At 68.9% G+C, this 17,585-nt stretch carries 7 protein-coding genes; all 7 read left to right on the forward strand.

The window, feature by feature from the left end; genetic code table 11:
* Positions 1–143: 143 nt before the first annotated feature.
* The 7 genes from Q5H93_RS01395 (at position 144) to Q5H93_RS01425 (ending at position 17,564) form a co-directional block, all read left to right on the forward strand.
* On the forward strand, positions 144–4,991 hold the full coding sequence (locus Q5H93_RS01395; protein ID WP_305004682.1) for an FG-GAP-like repeat-containing protein: 4,848 nt from the start codon (positions 144–146) through the stop codon (positions 4,989–4,991).
* A gap of 135 nt (positions 4,992–5,126) precedes the next feature.
* Entirely contained in the window at positions 5,127–6,839 is a 1,713-nt protein-coding gene (locus Q5H93_RS01400) for an FG-GAP-like repeat-containing protein (protein ID WP_305004683.1), read from the forward strand.
* A gap of 168 nt (positions 6,840–7,007) precedes the next feature.
* Positions 7,008–8,747, forward strand: coding sequence for a T9SS type A sorting domain-containing protein (locus tag Q5H93_RS01405; RefSeq protein WP_305004684.1), 1,740 nt, complete (start codon positions 7,008–7,010; stop codon positions 8,745–8,747).
* 71 nt (positions 8,748–8,818) lie between these two features.
* Positions 8,819–9,238 carry a BLUF domain-containing protein gene (locus tag Q5H93_RS01410; RefSeq protein ID WP_305004685.1) on the forward strand — a complete coding sequence of 140 codons (420 nt, stop codon included), beginning with the start codon at positions 8,819–8,821 and terminating at the stop codon, positions 9,236–9,238.
* A gap of 46 nt (positions 9,239–9,284) precedes the next feature.
* Positions 9,285–9,557, forward strand: a complete 273-nt coding sequence (locus Q5H93_RS01415; protein ID WP_305004686.1) for a hypothetical protein — start codon at positions 9,285–9,287, stop codon at positions 9,555–9,557.
* Positions 9,558–9,911: 354 nt separating this feature from the next.
* Positions 9,912–10,538: a hypothetical protein gene (locus Q5H93_RS01420; protein WP_305004687.1), complete on the forward strand. Its 627-nt coding sequence runs from the start codon at positions 9,912–9,914 to the stop codon at positions 10,536–10,538.
* A gap of 12 nt (positions 10,539–10,550) precedes the next feature.
* Complete coding sequence (locus tag Q5H93_RS01425; protein WP_305004688.1) at positions 10,551–17,564, forward strand: FG-GAP-like repeat-containing protein; 7,014 nt, start codon at positions 10,551–10,553, stop codon at positions 17,562–17,564.
* Positions 17,565–17,585: the final 21 nt, after the last annotated feature.

Here is a 17,585-nt window from a genome sequence, read left to right on the forward strand (position 1 = left end):
CAACCCCTGGCAATTGCGCCCGCTGGTCCCTGGCCGGCGGGCGCTTTTTGTGCACTTAAGTGACGGGCCCAGGCAATAGAATGAGCCTTGCCAGTGGCCTGATTGGTATCTTCGTAGCTGACTTTTAATCAGCTTCCGCCCCTATGCCAAGACTACTTACTGCGACTACGGCCCGCCTGGCGGGTTTTCTCATGCCTGCGGGCCCGGTGCTGGCCTTGCTGGGGCTGCTGCTGGGAGCGGGATTGCCGGCGGCAGCCCAAACCTTCGGGGTGCGGACGGACTACCCGGTGGAAATATTCCTGGGCGATGCGACCGTGGGCGACCTCAACGGCGACGGCCTGCCCGACCTGGCGGCCGTAAGCGGCACCAACGTCGACGTGGGTACCATCTCGGTGTATTACGGGGTGAGTGGCGGGGGCTTCGGGCCGGCCACGGTGTATAACCTGACCGATGGCAACTCGGTGGAGATAGCCGACGTGAACCGCGACGGCCGCCCCGATATCGTGTCGCTGGGCGCTTCTATCCGGGTGCTGTTTGGGCGGGCGGCGGTGGGGTATGGCGCGCCGGGCGGTGGGGGCGTGGGCTACCTGGAGGACGGCCGCATGGTGCTGGAAGACGTGAACGCCGACGGCAATCTCGACATCGGCTACGGCCTCTACGATTCGCCGTTTCTGGAGGTGAAGTCGGGCAACGGGCTGGGCGGCTTCACCGGCAACACCCGCTACATTGCGGCCGGCCAGGTGACCGATGGTGAAGTAGACGACATCACCGGCGACGGCCTGCCCGACCTCATTCTGACCACCCGCACCGCCCAGAGCCAGTACCTGCAAGCCCGGCTCTCGGTGCTGCCGGGCCTGAGCACCGGCACCTACGGCCCGCGCGTGGACTACCCCTTGCCCACCGCCACCAGCAACCCGCTCGACCTGCTGGTGCAGGACATCAACGCCGATGGGGTGCTCGATGTGCTGACCGCCAACACCGGCTCCGACAACGTGAGCGTGTGGCTGGGCCTGGCCGGCGGCGGCCTGGGGGCCCGCACCGACTACCCCCTCGCCCCCGGCAGCGCCCCCGAGGGCCTGGCCGTGGCCGATGCCACCGGCGACGGCCTGCCCGACCTGGCCGTGACCAACACCGGCGGCGATGCCCTGTACCTCCTACCCGGCCTCGGCAACGGCCTCTTTGGCCCCGGCGTGCAGCACCTCACCGGCAACGAGCCCCACAGCGTGCAGCTGATAGACGTGAACGGCGACGGCCGCCTCGACGCCGTGACGGCCAACACCAGCAGCCACGACGTGAGCGTACTGCTCAACATTGGCGGCCCGGCGGGGGCCGCGCCCGTTATCAGCAGCTTCTCGCCCACCAGCGCACCGGCCGGCACGGTGGTCACCATCGTGGGCACCGGCCTAGCTGGAGCTACCGGCGTGAGCGTGGGTGGGGTGAGCATCAGTCCATTTACGGCTACGGCGGGTAGCCTCACCTTTACGCTGCCGGCAGGCGTGGGCACGGGGACGGTGGTGGTGACCACGCCCAATGGCACGGCCACCAGCGCGGGCGTGCTCACGGTGCCGGGCACTGGCAGCGAATTGTTGATTGGCAGCGGGCCGCTGACTACCTGCGCGGGCACGCTCTACGACTCGGGCGGGGCCGCCGGCAACTATGCCAACGCCGAAACCCTGACCACGGTGCTCACGCCCGCCACCCCGGGGGCCAGCGTGCAGCTCAGCTTTGTGCGCTTCGATACCGAGGCCGGGCACGACCTGCTGCGCATCTACAACGGAGCTTCGGCCAGCGCGGGGCTCATTGGCACGTACTCGGGCAGCACGCTGCCGGGCAGCATCACGGCGTTCAACAGCACGGGGCAGCTCACGCTGGTCTTTACGTCGGATGCCGCTACCACTGGGGCGGGCTTCGCCATCAACGTAGACTGCAGCAGCAGCTCCGCCTTTCGGGTGCTGACGCGCACGCCGGCCAGCAACACCTCCACGGCCGCTCCCAGCACCACGATGGCGGCCTTCTTCACGGCGCAGCCTTTGCTGTCGTCGGCCAATACCATTGCCGTGTTTAGCAGCGTGGCGGGGGGGCGGCGGGGCTTGCAGGCCGCCACCGTGAGCGGCTTCACGGCCACCGTGCGCACCCGCTTCCCCTACCTCAAGCCCGGCGAGCGGGTGCAGGTAACCATTCCGGCCAGCGTGCGCAGCACGGCGGGCGTGGCGGTGCAGCCGTACGTGTATCAGTTTACCACGGCAGCGGGGGCGGGCTCCGGCGTGCTGGCCGGGCACGTCGATTATGACACCCCCGCCACGCCGGGCGGCGTGGCCCTGGGCGACCTCAGCGGCGACAACCTGCTGGACCTGGTGACGGCGCAGGCCAGCGGGGGCATCTCGGTGCGCCCCGCCACCACGGCCGGCGTGCTGGGCACCCGCCTCGACTATGCCACCACCACGCCCTTTGCGGCGCTGGTGCTGGGCGACGTCAACAACGACGGCCGCCTCGATGTGGTGGCCACCCGCGCCGATGCCGCCACCGTGGCCGTGCTGCTCAGCACCGACCGCTACCAGCTGAGTGCCCCCGTGGAGTATGCCTTGGCGGCCCCCGCCCAGGCCCTGGCCCTGGGCGACGTGAACGGCGACGGCTACCTCGATATCGTGACGGCCAACACCGGCACCGCCGCCAGCCCCGGCAGCACGGCCACCGTGCTGCTCAATGCCGGCCGCGAGGGCTTCGGGCCCGGCACCGCCGTGGCCGTGGGCGCCCGCCCCAGCGGCGTGGCCCTGGCCGATATCAACAACGATGGCCGACTGGACCTGCTGACCACCAACGCCGCCGACAACACCCTGAGCCTACTGCTGGGCCAGGGCACCGGCGGCTTCCGCCCCGGCCCCACCTACGCCACCGGCACCGAGCCGCTGGCCCTGGTAGTGGCCGATTTCAACAACGATGCCCTGCTGGACGTGGCCACCGCCAACCGCGGCAGCAACGACCTGACCCTGTGGCTGACCAGTGCCACTAGCAGTGGCACCCTGGCCACCCGCACCGACCTGCCCACCACCGCCCAGCCCGTGGCCCTGGCCGTGGGCGACCTCACCGGCGACGGCCGCCCCGACCTGGTGACCGGCTCGGCCACGCTGGGGGCCGTGGCGGTGCACCTCAACAGCGGCACCGGCACCTTCCCCGGCTTTGTCACTTACGGGGCCGCCGCCGGGGTGCAGGCCCTGGCCGTGGCCGACCTGAACGGCGACGGCCGCCTCGACGTGGCCACCGCCAATGCCGGGGCCGCCACGGCCTCGGTGCTGCTCAACCGGCCCGCGGCCACCATCACCAGCCTCAGCCCGGCGCAGGGGCCGGTGGGCACGTCGGTTACCATCGCGGGCACCAACCTCAGCGGGGCCACCAGCGTGAGCCTCAACGGCACGGCCGTTACCGGCTTTGTGGTGAATGCCGCCGGCACCAGCATCACCTTCGTGGTGCCGGCCGGGGCCATCGGTGGCTACGTCACGGTGCTGACGCCGGTGGGCACGGTGCTCAGCCCGGGCGCGTTCTGCGTGCAGTACCCGGCCACCGCTAGCGGGGCCAGCCGCTGCGGGCCGGGTACGCTCACGCTCACGGCCACCGGCTCGCCCGCCAATACCTACGCCTGGTACACCTCGCCGAGCGGCGGCACGCCCATTGCGGGGGCCACCGGGGCCAGCTTCACTACGCCCAGTCTTAGCGCCACCACCACCTACTACGTGGCCGCTACCACGGGCAGCGGTGCCACCGCCTGCGCCGGCGTGCGCACGGTGGTGCAGGCTACCATCAATACCGTGCCCACCGTGGCGGTGGCGGCCAGTGGTCCGCTCAGCGTGTGCGCGGGCAGCACGGTGAGCCTCACGGCCAGCGGCGCCGCTACCTACCTCTGGAACACCGGGGCCACTACCGCCACCATCGTGGCCGACACCGCCGGCACCTACACCGTGGTGGGCACCAGCACCGCCGGTTGCGCCAGCGCCCCGGTGGCCCGCGTGCTCACGGTGGTGCCGCTGCCCGCGGCTCCCCTGGCTCGCGACACTGCCCGCTGCGGTCCCGGCCCGCTGCTGCTGCAGGCCCGCGCTAGCGGCCCGGGCACCTTCGCCTGGTACATCACGGCCACGGGCGGCACGCCCATCAGCGGGGCTACCGGGGCCAGCTACACCACGCCCAGCCTGGCCGCCACCACCACCTACTACGTGGCCAGCGTGAGTGCCAGCCCCGGCCTGTGCCCGGGCCCGCGCACGGCGGTGGTGGCCACCATCAATGCCCTGCCCGTGGTGACGGTGACGCCCAGCCGCTCGCTCACCATCTGCCCCGGCGACAGCGTGACGCTGACCGCCAGCGGGGCCGCTACCTACGCCTGGAGCACCGGCGCCACCACGGCGGCCATCGTGGTGAAAGCCACCGGCACCTACGCCGTGGCGGGCACCAGCGCCGCCGGCTGCATTGCGGCCGCGCCGGTTACGGCGGTGGTGGTGGCGCCCACGCCGGCCCTGCCCGTCATCACGCAGGCGCCCGTGGGCACCCTCAGCAGCAGCAGCCCCACCGGCAACCAGTGGTACTTCAATGGCACGCCCATTCCGGGCGCCACCGGCGCTACCTACGTGGTGCCCTCGGCTGCCGGCAATGGCAGCTACTCGCTCAGCGTGACTTCGGCGGCGGGCTGCGTATCGGCCCTGGCTACGCCCGTGGCCGTGGTGCTCACCGGCACCAACCCCCGCGCCGCCCTCGCGGCCCTGATGCTGGCCCCCAACCCCGCCCACGCCAGCGTGACGGTGCAGCTGCCCGCCCTGCCGGCCGGCCCCGCCGCCAGCCTCACCCTGCTCGATGCCCTGGGCCGCACGGTGCGAAGCTACCCGGTGGCCCCCGCCCCCGGCTCCCGCAGCCAGGAGCTGCCCCTGAGCGGCGTGGCCGCCGGCGTGTATGCCCTGCGCCTCACGGCGGGCGGCAGCACGGTGGTGCGCCGCCTGGTGGTGGAATAGGCAAGCGCCGGCCCCGGCCCGGTGCCGGGCAGTTGCGATGCGAACGGCCAGCTCCCGGTGGGGGCTGGCCGTTTGGCGTAAGTAGCCCCAGAAGCGGCGAGGAGGTTTTTCGAATAAACTGCTACCTTGCACAGCATGAAGACCCTATTACTCTCGCTTAGCGCTATCGGCGCACTGATTTTGGAAGGGCAGGCCCAGGTGCCGTACGTCGATACCGTGGTGCCGGCGGCGCAGACGGTGGCCGTGAGCCGTCGCGCGCCGGTGGTGGTCAACTTCTCGCATCCCATGAGCAGCACCCCGGCCACCCTGGGCGCCGTGCGCGTGTTCAGCAGTGAGCAGGGGGGACGGCTGGGCGGTAGCGCCAGCCTGAGCGGCCGCACGGTGCGCTTCGTGCCCACGCGCGCATTCAGGCCGGGCGAGGTGCTGCAGCTCTCGGTGAGTGCGCAGGCCCAAAGTGCCGCCGGCGTCGCCATGACCTGGGGCCTGGCCCAGCACTTTCGGGCGGCCGCCGTGGGCGGCACCGGCGTGTTTGGGGGCGGCAGCGAAGTGCCGCTGGCCAGTGCCGTGGCGAGCGTGGTGCTGGGCGACGTGGACAACGACGGCGACCTCGACCTGCTAACCACCACCCAGGACCAGGCGGTGAAAGTGCGCTTGAATGATGGCCGGGCCAACTTCGCGGGCGGCAGCGACTACACCACCTTTCCCCCCACCCCCAATGGCCGAATGGACCTGGGCCTGGGCGACGTAGACAACGACGGCGACCTCGACCTGCTCGTAACCAACTACGACGCCCAGCTGGTGCACGTGCGCCTCAACAACGGGCAGGGCAGCTTCGGCGCGGGCAGCGACATTGCGGCGGATGGCAATCCGTACGCGCTAACCTTGCTGGATGCCAATGCCGACGGCTACCTCGACCTGGTGGTGGCTACCGCCAACTCTACCTCGAATGCGGTGGTGTGGCTGGGCAATGGCACGGGCGCATTTGCCCCGCTCGCCAACCCGAACCGGTTCGACATAGGCGCGCCGCTGACGGTGGCGGATGTGGATAACGACGGCGACCTGGACGTGCTCTACTATGCGTCCGGGGTGATACGGCGGCGCCTCAACGATGGCTTCGGCCACCTGCAGGCCAGCACGGTGGTGGATGCCGCCGGCGCGCCTCGCCACCTGCAGCTGGCCGACCTGAACGGCGACGGCTTCCCCGACCTGGTAAGCGGCGATTCGAACAACGACCGGCTACTGGTAGCGATGAACAACGGGCAGGGCGCCTTCGGAAGTCCCACCACCTATTCCGTCCCCGACTTTACCTCCGGAATAGGCGTGGCCGACGTGGACGGCGATGCCGACCTCGACCTGGTGGTGAGCTCCGATGCCAGCTCGGTAGCTACCACCTACCTCAACAATGGCGGTGGCGGCTTCACGCGGGGCTCGGCCACGGCCACCGGGCGGGTGCCCATGCTGCTGGTAACGGGCGACCTGGATGGCGACGGCGACATAGACTTCGTGACCGGCAACCTCAACGGCCAGTCGGTGAGTGTGCGGCTGAATGGCGGCACCGGCGCCCCGCTGGCTGCCGCTGCCGGCCCATCTCCTACGGCCGCGCTGCAGGCCTTCCCCAACCCTGCGCACGGCCTGGCGCTGGTGCAGCTGCCCGCCGCCGCCACTGCCACCCCCGCCACCCTCACCCTGCTCGACGCCCTGGGCCGCCCGGTGCGCACCGAAACGGCTGCCCTGGCTACCTACGCCACCGCGCACCCGCTCGACCTCACCGGCCTCGCGCCCGGGCTGTACCTCGTGCGCCTCGCCGCCAATGGCACCACGGCCACCCAGCGGCTGGTGGTGGAGTAGGCTCTTGGGGTAAGTCTTTTCTTACCTAACCCTGGTAATGACGACGGCCAGCTCCCGGTGGGGGCTGGCCGTTTGGCTGGTGGGGGTACTGTGGTGGCGGGCGACGGGCCGAATAGGTTTGTAAGCATCTGGCGGCCTATATTTAGGCCAACCAAACCCGCTACGACTATGAAACAACTGTACCGAATGATACGCTGGACCCTGGTAGTGCTGCTGGCACTAGCCGGAATGCGGGCGCAAGCCCAGGCCCCGGGCTGGGCCGATGCGATGCAAGTGGTGAGCCCAGGGACTCCAGGTGGCTTTAGCATGATAGATGCCATGACTACCGACGCCAGTGGCAACATTGTGCTGGCGGGTGTTTACTACGGCACGGTGAAGTTTGGCAGTGTGGAGCACACCAGTGCGGAACGATATACGGTGTTTGTGACCAAGTGGAACATCGTAACCAAGGAGTTCGACTGGGTGGCCGAGGCCCCCACCATGATGAGTCATCATGCGGTAGGGTTGGTGCGCAACGGCAATAGCTATTACCTGTTAGGTGTTATTCTTAACGCATCCGGGTTTAACTCTACCAGCTTCGGCACAACCGAATTAACGCCTCATGGCTATTTAGCGCACTATGTGACGCGCCTGACGGATACCGGCAGTACCCAGCAATTCGATTGGGCCATGCTCATGACCGACGAGAATTGGATTATGGATTATGGTATATGCGTAAGTGGCGGGCATACTTATCTCACAGGTGAATTTTCGGAGTCCGAACTCCAGCTCGACAACCTTGCGCTGCCGTCGGCAGGCGGCTATCCAACCCGTTTTATAGCGCGCCTGAATGACCCTGGGATGGCTGGGGGCGTCGTATGGGCCAAAAGCTTAGGAAGAGCTACCACCAGCCGTGGCGCTGAGATGGGAATAGTGGGCAATGGCCCCAATCTATACCTGACGGGCACTTTCAAGGGCACTACTACCATCGGGACTACTGTGCTCCGGGCCGGACCAGCGGAAGCCGTGTATGTGGCGAAGGTCGTCGACGATGGTACCACCGGCCGGGTAGCGTGGGCCAGGCAATTCGGCTGCAAACCAGGGACAGACTACTCGACGCTGGCAGTGCAGGATAGCACCATATACTTGGCCAGTACTGCGGGAACCGATGCCATAGCATTCGACAACCTTATCTTGCCGGCAGGCGACAGTGGCCGGGCCTACGTAGCCCGCTTAACCGATAGGGGCACCTGCGACTGGGTGCAGGCTACCACTGGCCCCGGCGACGCATTTGTGCTTAGGCTGGCAAAGGGCGCTCAGGTGTACCTGGCGGGCACTATCAACTTTTTTGCCCCGGGCAATGTGCAGTTCGGAGCCACCACTCTGATGGGAAACCCGGCTCCTGTGAGGCGGGGTGATGCCTTCATTGCCCGCCTAACCGATAATGGCAACTACGCCACATTTGATTGGGCCCAGACGGTGGGCGGTACCGAATTCGATATCGTCCAGGGGTTGACATGGGCAGGCAGTGAGCTGTATATGCTGGGGGTGTTTGAATCGCCCAGTATTGACTTCGGCACCCCACCGCTGGGCAGTATTTCTCCCACGGACAGTCCATTTCTGGTGCGTATTCCCGATGCCGGGGCCACTACCACCCTGGTCACCCGCCCCGGCGCCGCGCCGCTCATCTACCCCAATCCAGCTCACACCACGGCCCTGGTGCAGCTGCCGGCCCATGCCACGCTGGGCACCCCCGCCACCCTCACCGTGCTTGATGCCCTGGGCCGCCCAGTGCGCACCGAAACGTTGCGCCTGGCCACCTACGCCACCGCGCACCCGCTCGACCTCACCGGCCTCGCGCCCGGGCTGTACCTCGTGCGCCTCGCCGCCAATGGCCGCACGGCCACCCAGCGGCTGGTGGTGGAGTAGCCAACGCCCACCCGCCTCTGCCCGGCCGCAAGCCCGGCCGTAGATAGCGCTCTAAGCGCTACCTTTGGGGCATGGCTCTGCATCACGTCATCTACTTAAGCACGCCCACCCACCCGTACGGCGAGGCCGAGCTCGGCAACCTGTTGGCCGAATGCCAGGCTAACAACGCCGCGCGCCAGCTCACCGGCATTCTCTTCTATGCCCCGCAGCAGCTACTGCAGGTGCTGGAGGGCGAGGCCGCCGTGGTGCAGGCCACCTACCAGCGCATCGAGGCCGACCCGCGCCACCGCAACCTGCTCAAGCTGGCCGATAAGCCCATCAGCACCCGCGCCTTTCCTGACTGGAGCATGGCCCTGCACGAGCTGCCCGCCAGCTGGCCCATCCGCACCGGCCTGCGCGACCTGGCCCTGCTCGAAGTAACCGCCCTGGCCCTCAATGCCACCGATACCATGCTCCTGCAACTGGTGCAGCAGCAGCTGCTAAGTGCTTAAGGTGGCGGCCTAGGCTGCGGCCACCGTTGCACGGGTAAAAACGGTTATGTTGGCGTCAGCAACGATTATTGCTGCCCTCAACATAACCGTTTCCAACGTCAACATAACCGTTTCCGGCTTCGCCATAACCGTTTCCGGCTTCGCCATAACCGTTTCCGACGTCACCATAACCGTTTTCGACGTCAACATAACCGTTTCCAACGTCAACATAACCGTTTTCGGCACTGCTGCGGGGGAGGCTGACGCAAAACCACTGGCGGCCGTGAGCTGTGCCAGGGTTATCGGATGGGACCGGCCGGCTGTTGCCGGGGCGGGGTGAATGCCGGAAAAATACAATTAGTGGCCGGGGTTGGCACTTGGTTCGCTACCTGCGGGATGGTAATTGGCTGAGGGTTTGCATACGCACGGCGCGCCATACCTACAAGCGTGTTTTTGCCTGATTAGCATTACCCGTAAAAATACCCTTGTGCAATAAGTACTTTCGCTGAGGGGAAATTATTTTCAGAAGCCGGCGGCAAGCTGAACCGGGCCCGGAAGCGCGGAAATGAAGTTTTTGGTTCCGAAACCGCCTGGCTCACCACGTTAGGGGCTAGGCGGGGGGCTTGACAAGGGCGGCGGCATGCTATTACTTGCCCGTCATACCTCAACCCCTTTTTAACCCCACATCACGAAAATGTTCAAACTCATCGAAAGCTACGTCAGCCTGACCAACGATGCCGTGTCGCCCTTTGCTCACAGCGTGGTGCGCCAAACCAGCACTAGTTCCCTCATCACCGATGGCCTCAAGCTGGCGCAGCCGCTGCTGGAAGCCGTCACGGCCTACGACGACTTCATCAACAACCTTGGCTACGGCTCGCCCAGCAATACGACCATTGCCGACACCCTGCGCGACGACGTGAAGCGGCAGCTGGGCCGCCTGGCCAAGCAACTCAACCTGACGTACGAAAACAAGGAGGCCACCCTGCAGTCGTCGGGCCTGAAGATGGCCAACCCCAACACCGCCCAGCGCCCCGATGGCGACGGACAGTTTAACCCCGTCATCGTGCTCACGGATGGCAGCACGCCGGGCTGCCTGCTCATCACCTTCGAGGGCTTTACGGGCAGCGTGCAGCGCCTGGTGCGCTTCACCACCGACCCCACCCTCGACCCCAAGCACTGGGAAGTAGCCGTGGGCAATGGCCGTAGCCGCGAAATCGGGGCCTTTCCCTCGGGCACCAAGGTGTACGTGATGGCCGCGCCCCTCACCAGCACCACCACCGACCCCATCTACTCGCCGGTAGTGAGCCGCATTGTGCAATAACCCTCGGGAGCTATGAAACCGCGCCCCGCTGCCGGCCTGGCCGGCGGCGGGGCGTTTGTGCGCGCGGTCCTGGGGCCGGCCCCGGCTAACGTGGGCAGCGGGCGGGCGGGGGCAGTGAGCGAAAAGGATTTAAGTGCTAGCTTTGGCGCTCATGTTTATACCCGTCCCGTTATGATGCACACCGCTACTCTTCATTGGTCTACCACTGGTGGCCGCGCGGCCGGGCTGGGCCGCCTGCTGCTCGGCCTGGCCCTGGTGCTGGGCGCGCTGGCGGCCCGCGCCCAGGCGCCGGCCTGGCAGCAGGCCTTCACGCTGGAGCAATACTCGCGCAACAGCAGCGCCGAGCCCCGCGCCACCGCCACCGACGCCAACGGCGACGTGCTGATAACCGGCACCTTTAACCAGGAGCTCAAGCTGGGCGGCACCGTGCTGGTGTCGCGCGGGGGCAGCGACGTGTTTCTGGCCAAGTGGCGCACGGCCACCGGCACCTGGGCCTGGGCCACCGCGGCCGGGGGCCTGCACAATGAGCAGGTAACCGGCATTGCCCTCAACGGTAGCAGCGTGTACCTCACCGGGATGTACTTCAACACCCCGGCCGATGGGCTGGGCGTGCGCTTTGGCACTACGCCCCTGCCCGGCCACAGCCCGGCCGTGGCGCCCGGCAGCCTGTACCTGAGCACCAGCGACCTGTTTCTGGCCAAGTACACCGACCAGGGCAGCACCAGCGCCCTGGGCTGGGTGGTGGGCGGCGGCGGCACCGCCGACGACGTGGGCCTGGGTCTGGCCGTGCAGGGCAGCGCGGTGTACGTGACCGGGCAGGTGAACAACAACCAGGCCGATGCCAACCAGGTGCGCATTGGCGGCCTGCCGCTGCCGGGCAAGGGCGCGGCCCTCAACGTGAATGCCCTGCTGGCCCGCTACACCGACCTGGGCGCCACCGCCCGCGCCGACTGGGCCGTGAGCGAAGGCGGCACGGGCACCGACTACGGCACCGGCGTGGCCGTGCAGGGTACCTCGGTGTACATGACCGGGCTGTATGACAACACCACCACCAACGGCAACGCCGTGCAGTTTGGGGCCGTCGTGCTCAATGGGATAAACAACGACACCAACAGCCACGATGCCTTTGTGGTGGCCTACACCGATGCCGGCGCCGCGCCCACCTGCCGCTGGGGCCAGACCGGCGGCGGGCTGCGCTCGCTCACGCCGAATGCCATCGTGTGCCAGGGCCCGGCGGTGTACATCGGGGGCGAATTTCTCAACGATGCGGCCAATAGCTTTCAAACCCGGCTGGGCCCGCTGGCCCTGCCGGGCGAGCGCGCCGATGCCACGCAGAGCGGCTTCATTGCCAAGTGCGTTGACCAGGGCAGTGCCGGCAGCTGGAGCTGGGCCCGGTCGGTGAGCAGCAACAACCTGGATGGCGTGCAGGCGCTGGCCGTGAGCGGCAGCCAGCTCTACGCGGCGGGCTTTCTCTCGCGCAACAACCCGGCCGGGCCCGCCCTGGCCTTTAATGGGGCGGCCTTGCCGGGCGCCCCAGCCACGGCCCTGTGTGCCCTCTTCGTGGCCCGCTACACCGATGCCGGCAGCGCGGCCGCCTTCGACTGGGTGGCCACCGGCACGGCCCCCGGGCTGGTGTTTGCGCTGGGCGTGAGCGTGCACGGCACCCGGGTGTATGCGCCGCTGGCCACGGCCAACACCTACGCCGGCCAGCCCGACGTCACCCACACCGCCACCCTCACCGGCCTGGGCACCTTCAACCGCCTCGCCCTGGGCGAGCTCGACGCTACCACCGGCGCCTGGCTGCGCGTGGCCGAGCACAGCCCGCTGCCGGTGGGCACCTCACTGGTGCGGGCCACTGCCCCGGCCCCCGACGGCACGCTCTACGTGACCGGCAACTTCACCGACCAGGTGCAGTTTGGCAGCACCCTGCTCACCAGCGCCGGGGGGCTCGATGTGTTCGTGGCCAAGTATGACCCCGCCACCGCCACCTGGCTGTGGGCCGTGCGCGGCGGCGGCACCGCCGACGACTACGGCCGCGGCCTGGCCGCTAACGCCAACGGCGTGTACGTGACCGGCAGCTTCACCAACAACAGCACCAACGGCAGCGCCGTGCAGTTTGGCGGCAGTGCCCTGCCCGGGGCCAGCACCAGCACCGGGCTCGATATGTTTCTGCTGAGCTACACCCCCGCCGGCACCCTGGCCTGGGCCCGGGCCGGCGGCGGCACCGCCGACGACTACGGCCGCGGCCTGGCCCTGCTCGGCGGCAGCGTATTCGTGACCGGTCTCTACACCAACACCGCCACCAACGGCAATGCCGTGCAGTTTGGCGGCAGTGCCCTGCCCGGCAGCGGCACCAGCCCCAACACCGACGGCTTCCTGCTGAAATACAGCGAAGCCGGCAGCTTCACGAGCGCCACCAGCTTTGGCGGCACCGGCCCCGACCTGGGCTATGCCATCGCCACCGGCAACGGCGCCATCTACCTCACCGGCACCGTCACCAACAACAGCGCCGACGGCAATGCCGTGCGCGTGAGCGGCATCACCACCTCGGGCGGTGCCAGCAGCACCACCTCGGCCGACGTGCTGGTGCTCAAATACCGCAACACCACCGGCGCGCCGGGAATCAACGTGATTATTGTGCAGGGCGGCAGCGGGACCGACGATGGCCTGGCCATCAGCGTAGTGGGCACCCGGGTGTACGTGGGCGGCTCCTTCACCAACGACGCGGCCAATGGCAGCGGCGTGCGCTTCGCGGGGGTGGCCCTGCCCGGCATGGGCAGCAGCTCCACCACCGATGCCTTCCTGGTGAAGTACCTCGACGAGGGCCTGGGAATGCGCTACCAGTGGGCCACGGCCGCCGGCGGCAGCGGCCCCGACCTGGCCTACAGCGTAGCCGCCACCGGCACCACCGCCTACCTGGCCGGCTATGCCACCAACACGGCCGCCGATGCCAACGCCGTGCGCGCCGCCGGCAGCCCCCTGCCCGGCCACGGCAGCACTCCGAACGCGGATGCGTTTGTGGCTGCCTACACCGATAACGGCACGACCGTGACCCCGCGCTGGGCCAAAGCCGCCGGAGCCGATTACGCCGACCAGGCCCTGGCCCTGACCGTGGCCGGCAGCCGTCTCTATGCGGCCGGCAGCCTGCTGACCCCGGCGGCGTTCGATGCCATCAGCCTGCCCAGTCCCAACCTGCGGACGGTGGGCTTTCTGGCCGCCGTGCAGGCGGGGCCGGCCCTCACAGCCCTGAGCCCGGCCAGCGGCCCGGTGGGCACCACCCTCACCCTCACCGGCACTACCCTGACGGGCGCCACCAGCATCACCTTTGGCGGCGCCAGCGCCAACGTGGTGAGCACCGGCTTCACGGTGAGCGCCGACGGCACCCAGATTACCGGTGTGGTGGTGCCCGCCGGCGCTACCACCGGCCCGGTTACGGTGACGACGCCCGACGGCACCTCGAACGAAGTGACCTTCACGGTGACCCCGCCGCTGGCCATCAGCAGCGTGTCGCCCACGGCCAACACGCGCAACGCGCCCCGCACCAGCCCGGTGCAGGTCACGTTCAACCAGGCCCTCACCCCGGGCTCGACGGCGGCGCTTAAGGTATTTGGCGGCCAGCGCGGGGGGCTGCGGAGCACGGCCAGCGGCAGCACCACGGCCAGCGGCGCCACGCTGGGCTTTGCGCCCGGCTATGCGTTCGGGCCCGGCGAAACGGTGGCTGTCAGCATCACGCCGGCGGCCACGGCCGCCGCGGGCGGCAGCCTGGCCCGGGGACGGGTGCTGCGCTTCACGGCGGCGGCCGGGGTGGGCCCGGGCGTGTTTGGCGGAGGCTCGGAAGTGAGCCTGGCCGGCCGCCCTACCAACCTGACCGTGGCCGACATCGACAACGACGGCGACCTCGACCTGCTGACGCCCGACAACAACACCAGCTCGGTGAGTGTGCGCCTCAATAATGGGGCGGGTGGCTTTTCGGGCACCACCACGCTGCCCATGGCCAGCCAGCCCTACGCCCTCACCACGGCCGACGTGGACGGCGACGGCGACCCCGACCTGCTGGTGGGCAACGTGGCCGGCGGCTCGGTGAGCGTGCGCTTCAATGATGGGGCCGGCAACTTCACCGGCACCACCAACGTGCCCATGCCCGGCGGCCCCGGCAGCCTGGCCGTGGGCGACCTCGACGCCGACGGCGACCTCGACCTGGTGGCCACCAACATGTCGGCCAACACCGTGAACGTGCGCTTCAACGACGGGGCCGGCAACTTCACCGGCACTACCCAGGTGCCGGTGGGCACCCTGCCCGTGACCGTGATAACGGCGGACATTGATGGCGACGGCGACCTGGATATTCTGACCAACAACAACGACCTGGGTACGGTGAGCGTGCGCCTGAACAACGGGGCGGGCGTGTTTTCGGGCACCACCGACCTGCCGCTCAACAGCTATTCGTTCGGGCTGGTGGCCGCCGACCTCGACGGCGACGGCGACCTGGACCTGCTGACGGGCTCCGGCGTGGTCGGCAACACCGTGCAGGTGCACCTCAACAACGGCGCCGGTACCTTTGCCAGCCCCACCAGCGTGGTAACGGACTTCCGGACGCAGGGCATAGTAGCGGCCGACGTGGACGGTGATGGCGACCTCGACCTGCTGACGGCCAACACCCAAAACAGCAGCACGGTGAGCGTGCGCCTGAACAATGGCGCGGCCAGCTTCTCGGGCACCCTGAACGTGCCCACCGGCGACAACACGCTCGCCGTGGCGGCCGCCGACGTGGACGGCGACGGCGACCTCGACATCCTGGCGGCCAACACCTTTAGCAGCTCCGTGAGCGTGCGCTTCAACCAGAGCAGCCCCACCATCAGCGGCTTCACGCCGGCCAGCGGGCCGGTGGGCACCACCGTCACCGTCACCGGCACGGCCCTCACCGGGGCCACTGCGCTTACCCTGAACGGCGTGGCCGTGAGTGGCTTCACCGTGGTTGACGCGGCTACTATTCAGTTCAGCGTACCCGCCGGCGGCACCAGCGGCCCCATTGCCGTGACCACCCCGGGCGGCACGGCCACCAGCGCCACCAGCTTCACGGTGCTGCGCGACCTGGTGGTGAGCACCGGCACGCCCGCCGCGCCGGTGAGCATCGCGGCCGATACTTATCGCAACGTCACCATCACCGGCACCGGCGCGGCCGTGCTGGCCGCCGATGCTAACGTGGCCGGGGCGTTCGAAGTGCAGGCCGGGGGCTTCCTCAGCACCAATTGCCAAGCCGTCACCGGCCCGGGCAGCTTCGCGCTGGCGGCCGGGGCCACCCTAGCCATCTGCGATGCGAATGGACTGCGCGCCACCGGCAACAGCGGCCCGGTGCGCGTGGCAGGCACCCGCTCGTTCTCAACCGGGGCCAATTACGTATACAACGGTACCGCTGCCCAGGAAACCGGCAGCGGCCTGCCCGCCACCGTGCGCAGCCTCACCACGGTTAATAACAGCACCGTAACGCTAAGCCTCCCCGTAAACATCAGCCAAACGCTGACCATCGGCGCGGCCGGCAACCTCAACCTGGGCGGCCTGGCCCTGACGCTGCTCTCCGACGCCACCGGCACGGCCCTGGTGGTGAACGGCGGCGCCGGCGTGGTAACGGGCGGCACCGCCACCGTGCAGCGCTACCTCACGCCCACCAACCCCGGCCTGGGCTACCGCCACTACGCCTCGCCGGTGCGCGGCAACACCCTGGCCGACCTGCAGACCAGCACCTTCGCGCCGGTATTCAACCCCGCCTACAATACTTCGGCCACGCCAAATCTGGTGACGCCCTTCCCCACGGTGTTTGGCTACGACCAGGCGCGGGTGGCGGGCCCGGCCAGCACGTACAGCGGCTTCGATAAGGGTTGGTACTCGCCCGCCACCAGCCCCGGCACGCCCGCGGCCGTTGTGGTAGGGCAGGGCTACGCGGTCAATCTGGCCGGCACGGAAAAGGTGGACTTCACCGGCACGCTGAACACGGGCACGTATGCGGTGAGCCTGGCCCGCACCACCGGCCCCACGGCGGCCGGCGGCTGGGCCCTGGTGGGCAACCCCTACCCGGCCCCGATTGACTGGACGCGCATTGCGGCCAGCGACCGCGCGGGGCTCGATGCGGCGATGTACGTTTTCGAAAGCAGCAGCCAGTACGGCGGCGCCTACCGCGCCTACGTGAACGGCGTGGGCAGCGGCTCGCCGCTCATCGCCACGGCCCAGGGCTTCTGGGTGCAGGTGAGCAGCGGCCAGACCGCCGGCACGCTCACCTTCCGCGACGCGCACCGCCTCACCGACTACGCCACCCAGGTACCCATGCGCCGGGGAGCCGCCGATACCCGCCCCCAGCTGCAGCTGACGCTAACCGGCGCCGGCCTCACGGATGCCGTGTACCTCTACGCCGAAGCCGGCGCCACGGCCGCCGTAGATGCCTCGTTTGATGCCGTGAAAATGCCCAACCCGCACGGGCTGAACGTGGCCACGCTCCCGGCCACCGGCGCGGCGCTGGCCATCGATGGCCGGGCCGAGCTGAGCGCGGCCACTACCATTCCGCTGCAGGTGGGCGTGCCCGCGGCTGGGCGCTACACCTTTACGGCCGCCGCCCTGCAGCACCTGGCCCCCGGCGCCACGCTGGTGCTGGCAGATGCCCTGACCAACACCCGCACCGTGCTGGCGCCGGGCGCGAGCTACGCCTTCGCCACCACGGCCACCACGCTGCCGGGCCGCTTCTTCCTGAACCTGGTGTCGGCCGGCGCTCTGGGCACGGCCCCGGCTGGCGCGGCGCTGGCGGCCCAGGTGCTGCTGTACCCCAACCCCGCCCACGGCACGGCCACGCTGCAGGTGCCCGCCGGCCTGCGCACCGGCCCGGCCGCGCTGCTCAACAGCCTGGGTCAGACGGTGCGCACGCTGCCCCTGGCCGGCCCCAGCACCACCGTAGACCTGCGTGGCCTGGCCGCCGGCGTGTACACGCTGCGCCTGCCGGCCGCTACCGGCACCATTGCCCGGCGCCTGGTGGTGGAGTAGGCGAGTAGCGGCGCCAACAAT

The sequence above is a fragment of the Hymenobacter aranciens genome (assembly GCF_030580865.1).
Classification (GTDB): Bacteria; Bacteroidota; Bacteroidia; order Cytophagales; family Hymenobacteraceae; genus Hymenobacter; species Hymenobacter aranciens.

Coding starts and splice junctions, on each gene's coding strand:
- Q5H93_RS01395 (WP_305004682.1), top strand. CDS start 144: ATGCCAAGACTACTTACTGCGACTACGGCCCGCCTGGCGGGTTTTCTC.
- Q5H93_RS01400 (WP_305004683.1), top strand. CDS start 5,127: ATGAAGACCCTATTACTCTCGCTTAGCGCTATCGGCGCACTGATTTTG.
- Q5H93_RS01405 (WP_305004684.1), top strand. CDS start 7,008: ATGAAACAACTGTACCGAATGATACGCTGGACCCTGGTAGTGCTGCTG.
- Q5H93_RS01410 (WP_305004685.1), top strand. CDS start 8,819: ATGGCTCTGCATCACGTCATCTACTTAAGCACGCCCACCCACCCGTAC.
- Q5H93_RS01415 (WP_305004686.1), top strand. CDS start 9,285: ATGTTGGCGTCAGCAACGATTATTGCTGCCCTCAACATAACCGTTTCC.
- Q5H93_RS01420 (WP_305004687.1), top strand. CDS start 9,912: ATGTTCAAACTCATCGAAAGCTACGTCAGCCTGACCAACGATGCCGTG.
- Q5H93_RS01425 (WP_305004688.1), top strand. CDS start 10,551: ATGAAACCGCGCCCCGCTGCCGGCCTGGCCGGCGGCGGGGCGTTTGTG.